Below are 16844 nucleotides of genomic sequence, written 5' to 3'. Positions count from 1 at the left end.
AGGATGAACAAGCCGCCAACATTTGTAGAAGGCCTGTTGCAATATGTAGAAGAGTTGAAAGACGAGAGCGAGATGACAGAGAAGCAGCGCAATATTTTGCGTGCATCAGTAAAGCTGTTCGCCGAAAAAGGCTTTCATGCCAGCTCAACCTCTGAAATTGCCAAGGAAGCAGGAGTGGCAGAGGGAACGATTTTTCGCCACTACAAATCGAAAAAAGATATTTTACTTGCCGTCGTAGCGCCAGTATTGGTCAAGTTCGCGGCGCCGTTTATTTTGAAGGATGTCCGTGAGATCTTCAAAGAGCAGAATAAAAAAACATTCGCACAAATCGTGACAGAGCTGTACCGAAACCGGATCGACCTGGTGCTGGCGAATGAAAAGCATATTCGCATTTTGCTGCAAGAAGCCTTTTTTCATGACGAGATCAGGGAAGCGTTGATCGCGACCGTTTTCACGGGTGTGAAAGAGATGGCAAACAAGCTAATCGAGGCAAAGGTAGATGTGGGCGAATTGCGTCCGCTCCCGACACAGGCTGTCTTTCGGGCGATCCTGTCCTCGATGATCGGGCTCGTTCTGTTCCGGCAAGTCTTGGATACTGATGAATTTACGCAGTTCAGTGACGACGAGCAAATCGCCCTGACCGTAGATATTTTGCTAAACGGGATTGGAAATCACTCTATCTAAAAAATTTTATCGATAAGTGAACGTTTTTCTCTCTTTTTGGGTATAGAAAACCCGTCTGGGAATGGTATAATTGCAAACAACTTTTTGCTGTTTTTTATGGAGGAGAGTAAATCATGCAATTGTTATCAGAGAGAGAATGGCTCGCGTACCGAGAGAAAAACAAAGATCGTGCGCGCATGCTAATTTCTTGCCCGGACCGCGCGGGTATCGTCGCTGCCGTATCAAACTTTTTGTTCCAACAAGGAGCCAACATCGTTCAGTCTGACCAGTACACGACCGATCCGGAAACAGGCCGTTTTTTCATGCGCATTGAATTCGATCTCATCAATCTGGATGAGCGTTGCGAAGAAATGAAGGAAGCATTCAGCCCTGTAGCCGAGAGCTTTGGCATGGAATGGTCGTTAGTCGAAGCAAACAAGCGAAAAAAGGTCGCGTTGTTTGTTTCCAAAGAAGATCACTGTCTCTTGGAGCTCCTGTGGCGTTGGAAATCCGGGGAGCTGTTCGCGGATATCGCGGTTGTCGTCAGCAACCATCCTGACATGCAGGAGACTGTCGAGTCCTTTGGTATTCCGTATCGCTGCATCCCAGTCACGAAGGATAACAAGGCGCAGGCAGAAGTAGCGCAGCTGGCAGCAGCAGAGGGCGTCGATCTGATTGTTCTGGCTCGCTACATGCAGATTTTGTCCCCGCGCTTTTTGGAGGACTACGCGATGCGGATTATCAATATCCACCATTCCTTCCTCCCAGCCTTTGTCGGAGCGAAGCCTTACGAGCAGGCGTATCGTCGCGGCGTGAAGCTGATCGGAGCGACTGCGCATTACGTCACAGAAGAGCTGGACGCAGGACCGATTATCGAGCAAGACGTTCAACGTGTATCGCACCAGGAAGACGTCGAGGCACTGAAGCAGCTGGGACGTCAGGTAGAGCGTACGGTGCTTGCACGTGCGGTTCGCTGGCATTTGGAGGATCGGGTGCTGGTATACGGCAACAAGACGATTGTGTTCCCATAAGCATTGCGGATTAGAAGAGGCTATTCCTTTGAGGAAAAGCCTCTTTTTTTGTGTTTATTTTGGTAGAAGAGTTTTTCCAATTATAGAGGAGTACGACCAAAAGGCAAGCCAATGAAAGAAGGGTGTCACATTAGCAGTGAATACGACTAAGAGACGTCCCATTTCTTATTTTCAAGTCAATTTCTCACGCTTTACCAACTCCAGAAACTGAGTCACAACAGGCCGCTGATCTGTCTCACCGTCACGCGTGCAGACATACAAGGGACGCTTGATCTCTACCCCTGGAATGGTTACACGACCAACCTCACCGCGCTCTACCATTTCTCTAACAGCCAGCGCAGGAGCCAACATCGTTCCGTATCCCGCACGAACGGAGTGGATAGACTCGACCAGACCGTGATACTGCATACCGACCTGCGGACGTTTCACACCATGCTCGCGGCAGAGGGTAAAGAGCCAGTCGCGGGTAGAGCTGCCTTGCTCCCGCAACAAAAATGGTTCCTCCACGAGCTGCTCCATACTGATCTCCTTTCCTGCAAGCGGATGATGGGCGGGCAAAATAAACCAATAGGGAACATCCATCAAATGATGCCGATTGATAGGCAGCTCATCCCACGATTCCTTGATAATGACGGCCACATCGACCTCACAGCTCAAAAGCAGTTCAATGGATTGCATAGAATTACGCGTGCGAATTTCCACATCAACCCCTTCATAATCGCGTTTGTACTGAGCCAGCCACTGTGGCACGAGATAATGGGAGGGGAGAAAGGTAGAAGCAATCCTCAGCCGCCCTTTCTTCCCTTGCTTGATTTCTGTCAGCTGTGTTTCGATTTCGCGTTCCCAGTCGTAAATGCGACGTGCTTTTTCAAAAAGAAAGCGTCCTTCATAGGTAAGAGAAATGCCACGTCCATCAGGGATGAGCAAGGTGATTCCCAACTCGTTTTCCAGCTTGCGGATTTGGGCACTTACGGCAGGCTGGCTAATCGAGAGTGCGATTGCTGCTTCGGTGACACTGCCTCGTGACGCTACTTCTACGAAAATGCGGAGTGCATGTAAGTTCATCCTGTACCTCGATTCATAACGTTTGCTTATGAGTTGTAGATAAAGATGTATTAGAAATGATGAGTGATTGCGCGTAAGGTATAGCTCATAAAGACTGAAAACGAGTAGAGAGAAGGATCAGGAGATGAGAGAAGTCAGTGGAAAGACACAAGTCGTGGCAGTCGCACTGGTGACAGCATTATGCATGATAGGAGATTCGATGCTGTATGTGGTGCTTCCTCTTTTCTGGGAGGAGGCAGGATTAACATCGCTGTGGGAGGTGGGGATATTGCTTGCAGTGAACCGCTTCATCCGTGTACCACTCGGCCCCCTTGTTGGAAAATGGTATGAACGCTCGGGAGGACGCGCGGGTTTGATTGTGGCAGTTGGGCTGGCTTTTCTGACGACACTTTCGTACAGCTTGGAAGGCTTTTGGCTATGGCTTGTGATGCGATGCTTGTGGGGAGTGGCTTGGACATTTTTAAGGCTAGGTGCGTATTCCTTGATCGTGACGGTTTCCGAAGGGCATAATCGCGGGCAGCTCATGGGCTTGTACAACGGACTGTATCGATTGGGCAGTCTTGGCGGCATGCTGGTCGGAGCGCTGTTGGCCTCTTGGTACGGGCTGTCTGTTGCTTCCATCGTACTAGCGGTACCTTCCTTGTTTGCATTCATTCTTGTTTTTCGCTATATACGTCCTTCCTTTACCAGTCAGCATCCAACAGACGTGAAGCAGATAGATACAGGAAAACGGTTGTGGAGTCAGGCGCAGGCGCTGTTGACGATGACGACTGCATTATTCGTTACGATGGTGTACCAGGGGGTGTTTACCTCCACGCTAAGCAGAGTGATCGAAGTGCGTGAACCGCTTATCATGATTGGCGGGGTTATGCTGGGGGCAGCAGTGATTGCGAGTGTGATCCAGGGCATTCGCTGGGGGTGGGAGCCGTGGGCGGCCCCATTGGTAGGCAAAATATCGGACAAACATGGAAGGGCGAATCTGTTCATCGTAACGTTGCTAGTCGCTTCCGTTCTGTTTGCTGCGTTGCAGGCAACGTCTTCGCTTGTGCTATGGTTTGCGATTTTATTCGGCATCCAGTTGACCGCGACGATTATCACGACCGTGCTGGATACCCTTGCGGCAGATGAAGCTGCGAGACAGCCTAACAGCCAAGTGGTAATGACGCAATATTCAGTTATAAGTGATCTGGGCGCGGCATTAGGGCCGCTCCTTGCTTTCTGGCTGGATGAACACGTAGGTCTGGGTCCGATGTACTTCGGAATTGCGATGATCTTACTTCTGGTGGGACTTGTATGGTTGGGGCGACCGAAGCTGATCAAGATGGAAAACGCTTCTTGATGCTTGTCATGACGTGAGCAATGGCTGCTTCCTTGTCCGGACCGTGCAGCAGCATATGGTTCGAATGCTCATACCAGGTGATTTGCGGGGAGGCAGATTCGTCTACGCTGGTTGCGAGTATTTGTGCGCTCACGGCGTGAACCGTATCGTCCCGCCTTGCTTGTAGCAGGACGTAAGGCGTCGTAATTTGAGCCAAAAGCGGCTTTGTTTCTGCCAGCAGTCTGCGAAATTGCAGCATGCTGCTAAAAGGGATTCTGCCGATGCCATGTATGTAGCGTTTGGAGTGGGTTGGGAAATCCTCACGCAAATAATGCATCGCCTCTTTGACATCCCAATATTTATAAGGGGTGTTGATGGTAAACAGCAGGGCGACGGGGTATCTTGTCGTCAAGTGAAAGGCGAGTAGTCCCCCCATGGAAAATCCGATGACCACGATGGTGTCAGCGCGCATGGACAGTCGCTTGTAGCCTTCTTCTGCCGAGCGGAGCCATTCGTGGCGGGTGCTTTTTGCCATGTGACGACGAGTAGTCCCATGTCCCTCCAAGGTAGGGCATTCCACCTGATAGCCAGCCTCGCGGAGCTTTTTGGCGAGTGGGAGTATGTCGTTGATGTCTCCGGCAAATCCATGGATGAGTAAGCAACCGACTGTTCCTGACATGGAATCTCTTCCTCTCAGATACTGGGAAATTTGATGGATCATCCATATTATATACGAAAAGGTGAGAAGGAGGCGACCGCGCAAGTGTGCCCACACCAAGCAAAAAAAAGGAAAGAAAAAGCGACTTCACGCAGTTGCGATGAAGTCGTCTATTTTACTAACGGGGTTCTGTACCTGAAAAATAGGTTACATGTGAGAGTGCTTTTCTTTTTATACAATGTCGTTGCAGTTTGAATACAAAACTGATACGTTGATTGTATGGCACAAGAGTATAGACGTACAGCTACCACAGTATCTCTCATCAACTATCATTTTGTTTTCTGCCCCCGTTATCGAAGAAAGGTATTAGTAAAACAGGTGGAAATACGATTCAAGGAACTCCTTGAAAAAATATGTCAAGAGAATGACTGGCATATGGTAGCAATGGAAATAATGCCAGATCATGTTCATCTGTTCCTGAATTGTCTTCCCGCCGATTCTCCATCAGACGTAATGGCAAAAGTGAAAGGAGTGACGTCTCGAATATTAAGGCAAGAGTTTCAGCATCTCGCTCATTTGCCTAGTCTGTGGACACGCTCTTTTTTCGTAAGTACAGCAGGAAACGTATCAAGCGAAACAGTAAAGCGTTATGTGGAAGAACAAAAGAAAAGGGGGTGAACACATGCAAGCTTTAACCGTTACGATTCGCCTATTTCCTGATCAACCAGAAGTTCTTCATCAATTAGGGAAAGAGTATATTCGGGTAGTCAATCAACTAACCGAACAGGCTGAACAACACGGAGCATTTCCGAAAATGACGACAAAAGATGTAGATACCTTTCTTCCATCTGCCGTTTGCAATCAAGCGATTCGTGATGCCAAAAGTGTTTTTCGTAAAATCAAGAAACTTGGTGTTCGCCCCATTCTTAAAAAATCTGTTTATTTCGTCAACAATCAAAACTACACGGTATCCGACAACACAGTTGCTTTCCCTATCGTTGTAGATGGAAAGACGAAGAAAACAGCGTTTCGTGCTGCGATGACTAGCCGAGATAGGAAACGGTTAAGCAAAGGAAAATCTGGATTGATGCGTATCATTGAAAAGTCAGGGAAATGGTACGCTCAAATTTCGGTAGAAGTGTCTACAAGTGTAACAAACACTGAAAACATGATGGGGATTGACCTCGGTCTGAAAGTTCCTGCTGTTGCTGTAACTTCTACAGGTAAAACCCGATTCTTCGGAAAGGGCCATACAGCCATTCAAGAAGGTGTGTCAATCATCAAGCTTGAACGACTAGAGAATATTCGCAAGACGGCAAGAACAAGCCGTAAAAACGCAAAGAATCTGCATAGTTGGACTTTCTATCAGCTTCAACAATTCATCTCCTACAAAGCAAACCTTGTCGGCATAAAGGTTGTCGAGGTGAATCCTGCCTACACTTCTCAATTTTGTCCTGCCTGTGGGGAGAAGAACAAAGCGAGAGACAGAAAGTACGAGTGTTTATGCGGATTCAACGCGCATCGTGATCGGGTTGGAGCGATTAATATCATGAATCAACCTGTGGCAGATGGTAACAGTCTGTCAGCCTAAGATGCTATAGGCACTGTCTTAGGATGGGCTGATGAGACAGCCCTGAACTTGGGGGAACTACGGTTAGCAGAAATGCACGACCGACTACCACCCAAGAATCCCACTGATATCGAAGGTATCAGCTTGCGGCTTTAGCCGTGGGAGTCTCAAAGCCCAATTGTTTTCAGTTCAGGAGAGATAAGTAGCGTAGGTTGCGTGCAGGCTTGGATATCTTCCGCTGTATAGCCTTCTGCTACTTCGACGAGGACAAGCCCGTCTGGTGTCACGTCCATGACAGCTCTGTCCGTAATGATACGGTTGACAACCTTCTTGCCGGTCAGTGGCAGCGCACATTCATTCAAAATTTTTGTCTCACCATGCTTGTTGACATGATCCATGATGACGACGATTTTTTTTGCGCCGTGGACGAGATCCATGGCACCGCCCATGCCCTTGACCATTTTTCCAGGAATCATCCAGTTTGCGAGATCACCCGCAGCAGAAACCTCCATCGCCCCTAAAATCGCGAGGTCGATATGGCCGCCGCGAATCATCGCAAACGATTCAGCACTGGAGAAGTAGGCCGCACCTGGAATAGCGGTAACGGTTTCCTTTCCGGCGTTGATCAGATCTGGATCGAGGTTTTCCTCCGTCGGGTAAGGGCCAATTCCGAGCAAGCCGTTTTCCGATTGCAGAACGACCGTTTTTCCTTCCGGGATGTAGTTGGCGACGAGCGTGGGCATTCCAATCCCCAAGTTTACGTAAAAGCCATCTTCTATTTCCCCGGCGGCACGAGTGGCGATTTGCTCACGTGTAAGCGACATCTTTTGTTTCCTCCCTTGAATGTAATCCGGTTCTCTGTCTTGCTGCTTACGAGCGGACAGTGCGTCGTTCGATGCGTTTTTCGAACGAAGGTGCCTGTATCACACGTTGTACATAGACACTTGGTGTGTGAATATGCTCAGGGTCCAGTTCACCTGTCTCTACGATTTCTTCTACTTCGACGATGGTGATTTTTCCGGCCGCTGCCATCATCGGATTGAAGTTTTGTGCTGTTTTGCGGAAGACGAGATTGCCCATCTTGTCAGCTTTCCACGCCTTGATCAGTGCGAAATCACCCGTGATGCCATACTCAAGCAGGTACTCTTTCCCTGCGAAATCGCGCGTTTCCCGACCTTCAGCGATAGGTGTGCCGACTCCAGCTGGGGTATAGAATGCCGGAATGCCAGCTCCGCCTGCGCGAATTCTCTCGGCAAGCGTCCCTTGTGGTGTCAACTCGACTTCGAGCTCACCAGACAGAAATTGACGTTCGAATTCCTTATTTTCTCCCACATAAGAGGAGACCATTTTTTTGATTTGTTTTTCGCGTAAAAGGAGACCGAGTCCCCAATCATCCACACCACAGTTATTTGAGACGACTGTCAAGTTTTTCACTGCTTTGTCTCGCAGGGCGATAATCAAATTCTCCGGAATTCCTACCAGTCCGAAGCCGCCCACTAATAAAGTGGCACCATCGTGAATATCAGCCACGATGTCCGTGTAAGAAGTGTAAATTTTAGCCATGACGATCACTCCCACCATGAAAAAATAAAGGATTTTTGTAAGCGCTAACAATGGGGGGCGGTGCAGTTTCCCCGTCTCCCTGCCTTTCTATCATACTAGATGCGAGTTACAAACAAGTGACGAGACATTTGGATTATAAAAAATAATGTAAAATGACAGAAAAGTAGTACAACTATACCATGTTTTTCTGTAAAATATATTTTGTCAATAATCGTCGTTTCTTTGTCAGTATAGGAAGATTCAGGGGGAAATGTGGGGTTGCAGGAATGAAAAATACGAAAAAATGGATAAGTCTCACGGTTGTGGTCCTGCTGCTCGTAGGGTGCGAAAAGCTGAATGAGAATGTTGAAGGTCTGAAACGAACAAAAGAAGATACTGTGATCAAGGTGAAAACCGTGAGTGCGTATACGGTGGAGCAAGGCAAGGATGAGCGACTGATGGATGTCGCAGGTGTAGTAGCACCGCTTCAAGAGCTGGCTTTATCGTTTGGCGCCTCAGGCAAAATCTCAGGCATTCTCGTTGAAAAAGGAGCCACTGTCAAGGCGGGGCAGACGTTGGCGACATTAGATGGAACGGCCTTGCAGCAAGGAGTTCACGCAGCCCAAGGACAGGTAGCTAGTGCTGCGATCAAGCGGGAAAAGGCCTCCAAGGGACCGGAGAGTCATGAGGTGCAGACCAAGAAGCTGCAGGTAGAAAAAGCGAGAGAACAGATGCAAAAAGCTCGCGACGAACTCACTAAAGCGGAGATTCTGTATGCGAATGGAGCTATCTCGAAAGATGAAAAAGACAAGCTGACCTCAGCTCTGCGACAGGCCGAGCTGAGTCTGGAAGAAGAACAAGTGGCGTATAACAACCTGCTGAAGGGCGCCGATCCACTGGATATCGAAGAAGCGAATGCAAGCGTTCAGCAGGCCAATGTTCAATTGAGCCGCGCGAAGCAGGAAGCGGCTGATGCGGTGATCAAAGCTCCGTTTACAGGTGTGGTTGCAGCGATCTCCAAGACCGCATCGGAGCAAGCCGGACCTGGGACAGAGGTCATTCGGATGGTCGATACGAGTTCCTGGCTTGTGAAATTGCAGGTAGAAAGGGAGCAAATCGCCCATTGGCAGGCAGGTAAAGTGGTAAAGGTGAAAGCTCCAGACGGCAGTGAAGCAGAAGGAAAAGTGACGTTTGTCTCACCGGTTATGGATACCAGCTTGGGATCTTATCCAGTCGAGGTGACCGTAGACGGCAAGAATGTAGCATGGAAGGGTGGCATGACCGTCACTTGTCAGTACCCGCTGCCAGCGTCAAATGTTGCGCTCGTTCCAGTTAGCAGCATTGGTGTCTCTGATGAAGAATATTACGTCATGAAAATCAATGAACATTCAGTGGAAAAGACATTTGTCAAAGTGGGCGCATTGCAAGGAACCTTCTATGAGGTAGTGGAAGGTCTCGTGCCTGGTGACCAGATTGTTGCTGCAGGCTTGTCGTATGTAGTGGATGGTGAGGCGGTGAAGGTGGCGGATGAATAACAAGACATTTTTAGCGATTGTCCCCTCCTTTGCCCGCATTCTGGCGGTCATTTGCTGTCTACTTGCGGTAGGAGCTTGGTTCAGGCTGGATATCAAGACGTTCCCTGATCGGTCTGTGCCTGAATATACAATCAGTCTCTTAGCACCCAAACTCTCCTCTGCGGAAGTAGATGAATCGGTCGCGAGAAAAGTGGAGGAATCGGTACGTTCATTAGGAAGTGTGCTTACGATTGCTTCCGAATCTCGGATGGGGTCAGCGGTTATTACTGTAAAAACATCGGAACAGATCGGTTCGGATTACAAGGAACGTTTGGAAAAGAAGCTGGGAGAAATCACGAAGCAGCTTCCAGTGCAGGAGTGGAGCGTCAGCCAAAGCAATCTGGCTGATAGCAAAATTGGCTTTTACCTGTTGTACGGTACGGATTTGCAGACCTTGTCTGATATTGCCCAGAATACCGTGTACGATAAATTGATCAATCTGCCAGGAATTGCTCGCATCGAAATGGACAAGCAAGCCTTGAAGGAGCAGGTAGATATTATTTTCCGACCGTCGATGCTACTCGCCTACGGGCTTACACCTGCTGATGTTCTGTCGCAACTGCCGACAGATGTGGTCGGGGAAGAGGTAGGTTCTGTTGGCACTGATAAGGATCGAACCATTATTCAATGGACGAGTAAATCGGAAGGGCTGCAAGATCTGGGGAAGCAATTGATCTCCACCGATAAAGGATACGTGCCACTAAATACGTTGGCGGACATTCGTGATCGACGCGGGAGCAAAGGCGAACAAATCGGGATGTACCGGGACTCGCCTGCATTAGGAATCACTGTGTATGCAGCAGATGTCGGGCAATTGCCTGTAATCAGCAAGCAAGTAGATGAAGCGGTTGCTGAGTTGAATCAGGCTTCAGGCGGAAAATATCGCCTCGATTTGTTTAGTGACGATGCGCAGACAATCACTGCTGCATTGAGACAGCTTGGGGCACTTGCTGTTCTAACTGCTATCATCTGTTCTCTCTTTTTGTACCTGACCCGAAAACAATTGGCAGGGGCTGTACTTGCGTTTTTGGCAAACGTTCTTGCGGTCGGCAGTGTCCTGGGGGGCATGTGGCTTTGGGGAATCCCATTGACGCTCTCCACGCTTGGACCACTCCTATTGTTTTCGCTATTGTTCACAGGAGCAGGCTCTGCGTTGTTTCATCAGTTTTCTCGCTTGCCCTCGTACTCGTTCGTTCGTTGTTTGCAAGTGGCCTGGAGTTTGATGAAGCCGATTTTACTCACGGTTGTCGTAGTGGCAGCCTGTTGGACAGGTGTCGTCTTCACTGATTTCCTCAAGGCAGAAGACAAGATTGTCTTGTACGATGCTTGGCCTGTTCTCCTGCTGGGGACATTTGCGCTTATTCTTGTCTATGGATTTATCACGCCGGTACTGACAGGAACGTGGCTGAAAGCTTCCGAACAAGTAGAGAAGAAAACACCACGGGCCTCCAACAAAGTGACAAGTTATTTTCAAGATCGCTGGGAACGACTGGTGGAACAAGGGTATTTGCCTTATGGAATCACACTGGTTGCCTCGCTTGCCTTTGTCTTTTTGCTCAAGTCGTTTATTTTAGTAGATCCGTACGCCAAGCTTGATTATGGGGACAAGTCGCTTTCTTTGCCAATGGTGCAGGGAAGCAGCATCGATGATGCCATGCGAGCAGCGCAAATAGCGGAGGAGCGATTGCTCGCCATTGCCGAAGTGCGGGATGTCTATACAATTGCCTCCGAAGAAAATCTAAGGTTTCAAGTAAAGCTCGTGGACAAATACGATTGGACGCAGTCAGTTTCGGAGCTGGAAAAAGTACTGGATAAAGAACTGCGAGATATTCCACAAACAGATCCGTTTGCTCTGGTCATTAATAAAGATAAGGCAAGTCGTCTCGTATTGACGATCATGGGGCCATCCTTGCAAACGACGCAGAACATTGCCAATGAAGTACTGGCATTCATGGAAAAACAGACTGTGAAGGATAAAGATGGGCGAGAACTTGTAACAGACGAAAGAATCGGTCCGGGTGCAGAGGGGACCTTTATCGACATTCGTCCGAAACAAGAGATGCTGGCACGTTACCGGATTACGCAAGAGGAGATCAAGAGACAGCTAGAGAGCTATTTAGGAGAAAAAACAGTTGGCAGTGTCTATTGGAATGAGCGTCAGGTACCTATCCACGTCCGATTTCCTGACGGGTGGATGGAGTATCCGGATCAGGTGAAAAATATTTTGATTCGAACATCACAAGGTACGGTACGACTGTCTGAGCTGGTAGATTGGTCCATCGGCAGCGAACCGCCCATTTATCAACGGGAAGACGGGCTGTATGTCTTCAAGGTAAGCAGTGCGGTAACAGACCCAAATCGAATTGAGCTGTGGTCTTACATTATTCCTTATTCCATGCAAGAAAAGGTGACGATACCGGAAGGCTACACCGTATATAACGACGATGAGCTGAAGAAATTGGAAGAGAAAAAACTCAACACGGTTGACTTGAGTAGCCGGTTCCTGACGATCGGTAGTCTGGTTGCCCTCGTACTTATCATGAGCTTGCTTTTGCAACGCAGAACACGCGATGGATTATTTGCCCTCGTTCTCTTGCCAGCCTTGTCTGGGGGCTTTTCGCTGGGATTGCTGTGGTTGGATCGACCCATGAACGTCATGGGCTTTTACGGAATCGTGGCTGCCATTGCCGTCATCGTTTTGCAGGCACTTCTTGCGATGGATGAGCTGTACAAGGCCCAAGCCGAGCAAGAGCGAGCTTGGGACGGTATTAAGCTGGGGGCCAAACGCACCCTAGTCAATCAAGCGGGGATATACTTTGCGATCGCGTTAGCCAGCCTTCCTCTGGCTGGGGGCTTGGGTGTTGGGAATGATTCGTTTGCGTCCTTTGCCAGCGTGTTATTGTTTGGCATTCTAATGGGGGCTTTTGCCACCATGGTACTTCTTCCTGGTATGCAATATGCTGCCATGCAAAGACAGGCAGCCCATTCTGAGATGTCCTTGCCGATCCTCGCCCGTCATTTACGGATTTGGTGGGAAAATGGCCAAGTACATCGCCGCGATTTCAAAGAAAGAAAACGGGAGCAAGCCCGCTCACAAAAAACAGTGCAAGCCGAAGCCACGAATCATGATTCCAGGGAGTATGTGCCTGCACAAGAGGACTTCCTGCCACTATCTTCTTCTACACAAGACGCCAACCGCTAAATAGGCTGGCGTTTTTCTTTTTCAATCGTTCACGTAGCTGTAACGGACTAACCACATATGCGTCATGGTAAGATAGGAAAGAGAATCGAAAGCAGGGGGTAGCAAACACGTGCGTCGATATCGAAAAATAGGGGATTACTTGCTTTTGATCGCTATTCTGCTAGGGTTGTTCATTTCTTCTTCACAGCCATACGCCAAGCAAGATATGCGAGGGACGATAGACAAGCTCGTAGATGAACAGAGCATACAGGACCGTATAGGCGACATATCCATTCCTTACGCAGGTAGGGAAGTGAGCTTGGAAGAAAAAGGAGCGGCTGGCTTTATTGAGTTCTTTATCCGGAAAGGAACACACTTTACTGTTTTTGCCCTCTTGGCTTTTAGCTGGTACCGCGTGTTTTCGCATCATCTCTCGTTTGGGCAAGCACTGCCCTGGAGCGGTTTTCTCAGTGTGATGACGGCTGTTTTGGATGAATGGCACCAGACGTTTACACCGGATCGAACCGGAATGGTGCAAGATGTTTTACTCGATGCCTCTGGATCTGTCACGATGTTGTTGATAATTGCTCTCAATTACCTGTATTCACGAAGAGCATATCGTTATAAAATGTAGGAAGCCTATCCATCCTATGAGGAGAGAAGGCTGTGATTGAATGATTGGAGAGTGGATTAGATCGTGTTAGAAAAAATGAATGTCCTTGTACTGAATTGCGGAAGTTCTTCTGTGAAGTACAAGCTGTATGAAATGCCTTCCAAAACCTTGATCGCACATGATTATTTGGAACAAATCCAGCGTGATCAATATGAAGATACTATTCGGGGAGTGTTTGAATCCCTCAAACAATATTCGATAGATATCGTTTCCCATCGTGTTGTCCACGGCGGGGAAGCATTCAAGCAATCCGTTATTGTCAATGACCAAGTAAAAGACGAAATTCGTAACCTGTCCCGTTTTGCCCCGCTTCATAACCCCATCAACCTGACCGGGATTGAAGTTGCTCAAAGTTTGTTTCCTGATCTGATTCACGTAGCTGTTTTCGATACATCGTTCCACCAAACAATGCCACCATCCTCGTATTTGTATGCACTGCCTTATGAATACTACGAACAATACGGCATTCGCAAATATGGTTTTCATGGAACGTCTCACCGCTATGTAATGGGTCGTGCAGCAGAAATGATGGCTCGCCCGAAAGAGCAGCTTCGTCTGATCAGCTGCCACATCGGTAGCGGGGTAAGTATCACGGCGATCCGAAATGGTGAATCGTATGATACGTCGATGGGTATGACACCGTTGGCTGGTCTGTCCATGGGTACACGCAGCGGAAACATTGATCCAGGTATCATCCCGTATATCGAGGAAATTGAAAAGACCGATACGGCTGGCGCTATTAAGATTTTGAATAACAATAGCGGACTGATGGGCGTATCAGGTGTATCCAATGATTTGCGTGACGTGATGAAAAAAGCAGAAGAGGGACATCATCGCAGTAAGCTTGCGCTGGAATTGTTTACCACGATTTTGCATAAGCATGTGGGACTGTACCTCGCGCGACTGAATGGAGTCGACGGCATTATCTTTACAGCGGGTGTTGGAGAAAACAGTTCTGCCGTGCGCGAACTGGTTTGCGCTGGTCTGGAATATGCTGGGGTCAACCTTGATCGTGAGGTAAATCGCACAAGCAAAGGCGAGGCATTTATTAGCACGAAGTACTCTCCAGTTAAAGTAATGGTAATCCCGACAAATGAAGAGCTCGTTATGGCGATGGATGCATTTGAACTAGGCCATAAATAGTTTGGAATAAGCGCCTAGAAAGAATAGGCTTTTCAGTATTGGAATTTCTCTGCTATACTAAGAGAATGAGGCTTCTGGTTTGAGGTTCTCACCATTTTTCTGAAAAAATAAAAGGAGTGCAAACTGGATGGCAGTACAAGTGGGAAGCATCATCGAAGGAAAAGTGACAGCGATTAAACCGTTTGGGATGTTCGTAGCAGTCAGCGAAACCGAGCAGGGGCTGGTCCACATTTCCCAAGTAGCAAACGGTTTTGTTAAGGATATCAATGATCACTTTACCGTGGGGGCACAAGTAAAGGTAAAAGTACTCTCCATTGATGATGTAGGTAAAATCTCGCTTTCGGTTCGCGCAGCACTCCCAGCGCCTGAGCGTCCGGAACGTGAAGAACGCCGTGGTGGTGGATATCGTGGAGGCGACCGCGGAGGGAATGCAAAACGAGAAAGCGGAGCTTCTTTCGAAGATAAGATGAAAAAATGGATGAAGCACAGCGAAGAGAACCTTGCGACAATCAACAAAAAGAACGCAAAACGCGGCTACTAAGCCTTGCGATAACGTGAAAAGGACGGGATGATTCCCGTCCTTTTTTGCGTCTAGTGTTCCAGTGGATTTCCTTCTTTTAGCCAGTATTCAAACCCCCCGAGCATTTCTTTTACTCGAAAGCCGAGAGCGGCTGTTCGAAGAAAATAATGTTTTAGACTGAGAAAATATAGTATTAGACTGACTATCGGACATTATGCTAACGGGCAGTATAACGGAATGGATGGTGAGGAAAATGAGGAAAGTAGAGGTTCAGTCCTATAACCCTCTCTGGGTTTCAAAATTTGAGAAAGAAGCTGAAAACCTTCGAATAATTCTTGGTACGGAAATTATTGAAATACATCATATAGGGAGTACATCTGTCCCAGGGTTAAATGCTAAGCCTATAATTGACGTTATGCCAGTTGTCAAAGACATCTATCGAGTAGATGAATATAATGAGCAATTTGTTCATCGAGGTTATGAGTCAAGAGGCGAGAATGGAATAGTTGGAAGACGTTATTTTACTATTGGCGGCACCGACCGAACTCATCACATTCACATTTATGCTCTTGGAAATCCACAAATTCAGCGACACCTTGCTTTTCGAGATTATTTAAGAACTCATCCGAAAGTAGCCAAAAGTTACGGAGACCTCAAAGCAGAACTGGCAGTTCAATTTCCTTATGATGTATCGTCATATATCAAGGGAAAGGAAAAGCTGGGACTTGAAATTGACAGGCAGGCAACTGAATGGGCTATGGGTAGATAGTATCGCTGCGCTAAAGGGTATCGATAGCGTAATAAAACAGCGGCCAGTTTCGCGCACGCCTTCGCGGCACCGTTGCAGTTGGGACCCCAGCAGTAGACGACCATGAGCTTGGTCGGGTCCAGAGCAGCCGTCGTTTCAGCCGAAATCAGCGCATGGGAGTGATTCAGGGCCCCGGGAACATGCCCATCCCGATACGCTCTCTAGCTGCGGGCATCCAGGATGTAGAAGCCTTCTACACCGTTTTGCATGTCATTCCATACATCTGCGACATCTGTCTCAAGAGAAAGCTTGTCGAGAAAATGAGTGAGGGCTACTTCAGGTGATGCGGCGGGGCGTGCGATGGTTATGTACAAAGCATAGCATGGAAGCAATCATCACAGTTATCTATACTATTTAATAAATGTCATTACTGATTTCTATGGGAGGAAGCGGGATGGAGCTAGTCTATTTACATACATTTCGCGAAGTAGCCCGGTATGGGAGCTTTACACGGGCAGCAGAAGAACTAGGCTATGCACAGCCGACAGTAACCGCACAAATGCAAAAGCTGGAGCAGTCGTATGGAGCACCGCTGTTTGAAAGATACGTACGCAAGCTGCGGCTGACACAGGCAGGTGAAGCCTTGCTGCCGTACGCTCGGGAATTGATTCGTCTGTATGGGGAATCTAAAGAGGTAATCAAGCAACAGACAACAGGTCCCATTGCCATAGGAACGATCGATACATTGACGGCGTTCTTTCTGCCACCGTATTTGCAGGCTTTTTGTCAGCAATACCCTCATTCACTGTCCATGATTTGGCCGGGGTGCCGCTTGTATTGACCGAAGAAGGCTGTACGTATCGGGGCATGCTGCTAGAGGCCTTTGGAGAGGCCGGGATGACGCAGCGAGTAGCCTGCCAGTTCAGCAATCCGGAGGCGATCAAGCAGTGTGTGCGCTGTGGCTTAGGGGTGACTTTGTTACCGCTCATGGCGGTCAAAAGAGAGCTCGCAGAAGGGGAGCTCTCAGCCATCCCGTTCCGGTCGGAGAAACCGCCTTTTTCCATTCAGCTTGTTTATCATAAAAAGAAATGGCTATCACCTTCGATGGTGACGCTTGTGGATACGATTACGAGATCACAGAGAGAGGAATCGTGAGCA

Annotated in this window: 16 protein-coding genes and 1 pseudogene; 12 read left to right on the top strand and 5 right to left on the bottom strand. The window is 48.2% G+C overall.

Features of this window, described 5'->3' with window-relative positions:
* The first annotated feature begins 3 nt into the window (after window positions 1-3).
* On the top strand, window positions 4-684 hold the full coding sequence (locus ACFYU8_RS19840; RefSeq protein ID WP_106839227.1) for a TetR/AcrR family transcriptional regulator: 681 nt from the start codon (window positions 4-6) through the stop codon (window positions 682-684).
* A 113-nt stretch (window positions 685-797) separates the two neighbouring features.
* The gene (gene purU, locus ACFYU8_RS19835; protein ID WP_390302533.1) at window positions 798-1694 is read left to right on the top strand and encodes a formyltetrahydrofolate deformylase; all 897 of its coding nucleotides are present in this window, start codon (window positions 798-800) and stop codon (window positions 1692-1694) included.
* Window positions 1695-1865: 171 nt separating this feature from the next.
* Here purU and ACFYU8_RS19830 read toward each other — a convergent pair whose 3' ends face one another.
* Window positions 1866-2759 carry a LysR family transcriptional regulator gene (locus ACFYU8_RS19830; protein WP_390302530.1) on the bottom strand — a complete coding sequence of 298 codons (894 nt, stop codon included), beginning with the start codon at window positions 2757-2759 and terminating at the stop codon, window positions 1866-1868.
* A gap of 124 nt (window positions 2760-2883) precedes the next feature.
* On the opposite strand from ACFYU8_RS19830, the gene ACFYU8_RS19825 reads away from it, so the two are divergent.
* Entirely contained in the window at window positions 2884-4098 is a 1215-nt protein-coding gene (locus tag ACFYU8_RS19825; RefSeq protein WP_390302527.1) for an MFS transporter, read from the top strand.
* On the opposite strand, the gene ACFYU8_RS19820 is transcribed toward ACFYU8_RS19825, so the two are convergent.
* Entirely contained in the window at window positions 4076-4840 is a 765-nt protein-coding gene (locus tag ACFYU8_RS19820; protein ID WP_390302524.1) for an alpha/beta hydrolase, read from the bottom strand. The genes ACFYU8_RS19825 and ACFYU8_RS19820 overlap by 23 nt on opposite strands.
* Before the next feature lie 174 nt (window positions 4841-5014).
* Between ACFYU8_RS19820 and tnpA the strand changes: the two genes are divergently transcribed.
* Complete coding sequence (gene tnpA / locus ACFYU8_RS19815) at window positions 5015-5413, top strand: IS200/IS605 family transposase (protein ID WP_390302521.1); 399 nt, start codon at window positions 5015-5017, stop codon at window positions 5411-5413.
* 4 nt (window positions 5414-5417) lie between these two features.
* Window positions 5418-6326: an RNA-guided endonuclease InsQ/TnpB family protein gene (locus tag ACFYU8_RS19810; protein ID WP_390302518.1), complete on the top strand. Its 909-nt coding sequence runs from the start codon at window positions 5418-5420 to the stop codon at window positions 6324-6326.
* A gap of 146 nt (window positions 6327-6472) precedes the next feature.
* On the opposite strand, the gene ACFYU8_RS19805 is transcribed toward ACFYU8_RS19810, so the two are convergent.
* Together ACFYU8_RS19805 and ACFYU8_RS19800 are read right to left on the bottom strand one after the other, a co-directional pair.
* Entirely contained in the window at window positions 6473-7129 is a 657-nt protein-coding gene (locus ACFYU8_RS19805) for a CoA transferase subunit B (protein WP_048034676.1), read from the bottom strand.
* Window positions 7130-7175: 46 nt separating this feature from the next.
* Window positions 7176-7868, bottom strand: a complete 693-nt coding sequence (locus ACFYU8_RS19800; protein WP_015893185.1) for a CoA transferase subunit A — start codon at window positions 7866-7868, stop codon at window positions 7176-7178.
* A gap of 266 nt (window positions 7869-8134) precedes the next feature.
* On the opposite strand from ACFYU8_RS19800, the gene ACFYU8_RS19795 reads away from it, so the two are divergent.
* The 6 genes from ACFYU8_RS19795 to ACFYU8_RS19770 all read left to right on the top strand — a co-directional run bounded on the left by ACFYU8_RS19795 (window position 8135) and on the right by ACFYU8_RS19770 (window position 15707).
* The gene (locus ACFYU8_RS19795; RefSeq protein WP_390302514.1) at window positions 8135-9382 is read left to right on the top strand and encodes an efflux RND transporter periplasmic adaptor subunit; all 1248 of its coding nucleotides are present in this window, start codon (window positions 8135-8137) and stop codon (window positions 9380-9382) included.
* Window positions 9375-12623: an efflux RND transporter permease subunit gene (locus ACFYU8_RS19790; protein ID WP_390302511.1), complete on the top strand. Its 3249-nt coding sequence runs from the start codon at window positions 9375-9377 to the stop codon at window positions 12621-12623. The genes ACFYU8_RS19795 and ACFYU8_RS19790 overlap by 8 nt, the downstream gene beginning before the upstream one ends.
* A gap of 109 nt (window positions 12624-12732) precedes the next feature.
* Window positions 12733-13236 carry a VanZ family protein gene (locus ACFYU8_RS19785; protein WP_390302508.1) on the top strand — a complete coding sequence of 168 codons (504 nt, stop codon included), beginning with the start codon at window positions 12733-12735 and terminating at the stop codon, window positions 13234-13236.
* Between the two features lie 63 nt (window positions 13237-13299).
* Window positions 13300-14418, top strand: coding sequence for an acetate/propionate family kinase (locus ACFYU8_RS19780; protein ID WP_390302504.1), 1119 nt, complete (start codon window positions 13300-13302; stop codon window positions 14416-14418).
* A gap of 127 nt (window positions 14419-14545) precedes the next feature.
* Window positions 14546-14959 carry a S1 RNA-binding domain-containing protein gene (locus tag ACFYU8_RS19775; protein WP_390302501.1) on the top strand — a complete coding sequence of 138 codons (414 nt, stop codon included), beginning with the start codon at window positions 14546-14548 and terminating at the stop codon, window positions 14957-14959.
* A 232-nt stretch (window positions 14960-15191) separates the two neighbouring features.
* On the top strand, window positions 15192-15707 hold the full coding sequence (locus tag ACFYU8_RS19770) for a GrpB family protein (protein WP_390302498.1): 516 nt from the start codon (window positions 15192-15194) through the stop codon (window positions 15705-15707).
* A 200-nt stretch (window positions 15708-15907) separates the two neighbouring features.
* Here ACFYU8_RS19770 and ACFYU8_RS19765 read toward each other — a convergent pair whose 3' ends face one another.
* The gene (locus ACFYU8_RS19765; RefSeq protein WP_390302495.1) at window positions 15908-16078 is read right to left on the bottom strand and encodes a rhodanese-like domain-containing protein; all 171 of its coding nucleotides are present in this window, start codon (window positions 16076-16078) and stop codon (window positions 15908-15910) included.
* 62 nt (window positions 16079-16140) lie between these two features.
* Here ACFYU8_RS19765 and ACFYU8_RS19760 point away from each other — a divergent pair.
* Window positions 16141-16841, top strand: a pseudogene (locus ACFYU8_RS19760) (LysR family transcriptional regulator).
* Window positions 16842-16844 lie beyond the last annotated feature (3 nt).

It is taken from the genome of Brevibacillus sp. NPDC003359 (assembly GCF_042878995.1).
Taxonomy (GTDB): Bacteria; Bacillota; Bacilli; order Brevibacillales; family Brevibacillaceae; genus Brevibacillus.
This window is presented reverse-complemented; position numbering and strand designations above follow the sequence as displayed.

Coding starts and splice junctions, on each gene's coding strand:
- ACFYU8_RS19840 (WP_106839227.1), top strand. CDS start 4: ATGAACAAGCCGCCAACATTTGTAGAAGGCCTGTTGCAATATGTAGAA.
- ACFYU8_RS19775 (WP_390302501.1), top strand. CDS start 14,546: ATGGCAGTACAAGTGGGAAGCATCATCGAAGGAAAAGTGACAGCGATT.
- ACFYU8_RS19830 (WP_390302530.1), bottom strand. CDS start 2,759: ATGAACTTACATGCACTCCGCATTTTCGTAGAAGTAGCGTCACGAGGC.
- ACFYU8_RS19770 (WP_390302498.1), top strand. CDS start 15,192: ATGAGGAAAGTAGAGGTTCAGTCCTATAACCCTCTCTGGGTTTCAAAA.
- tnpA (WP_390302521.1), top strand. CDS start 5,015: ATGGCACAAGAGTATAGACGTACAGCTACCACAGTATCTCTCATCAAC.
- purU (WP_390302533.1), top strand. CDS start 798: ATGCAATTGTTATCAGAGAGAGAATGGCTCGCGTACCGAGAGAAAAAC.
- ACFYU8_RS19810 (WP_390302518.1), top strand. CDS start 5,418: ATGCAAGCTTTAACCGTTACGATTCGCCTATTTCCTGATCAACCAGAA.
- ACFYU8_RS19790 (WP_390302511.1), top strand. CDS start 9,375: ATGAATAACAAGACATTTTTAGCGATTGTCCCCTCCTTTGCCCGCATT.
- ACFYU8_RS19825 (WP_390302527.1), top strand. CDS start 2,884: ATGAGAGAAGTCAGTGGAAAGACACAAGTCGTGGCAGTCGCACTGGTG.
- ACFYU8_RS19805 (WP_048034676.1), bottom strand. CDS start 7,129: ATGTCGCTTACACGTGAGCAAATCGCCACTCGTGCCGCCGGGGAAATA.
- ACFYU8_RS19800 (WP_015893185.1), bottom strand. CDS start 7,868: ATGGCTAAAATTTACACTTCTTACACGGACATCGTGGCTGATATTCAC.
- ACFYU8_RS19795 (WP_390302514.1), top strand. CDS start 8,135: ATGAAAAATACGAAAAAATGGATAAGTCTCACGGTTGTGGTCCTGCTG.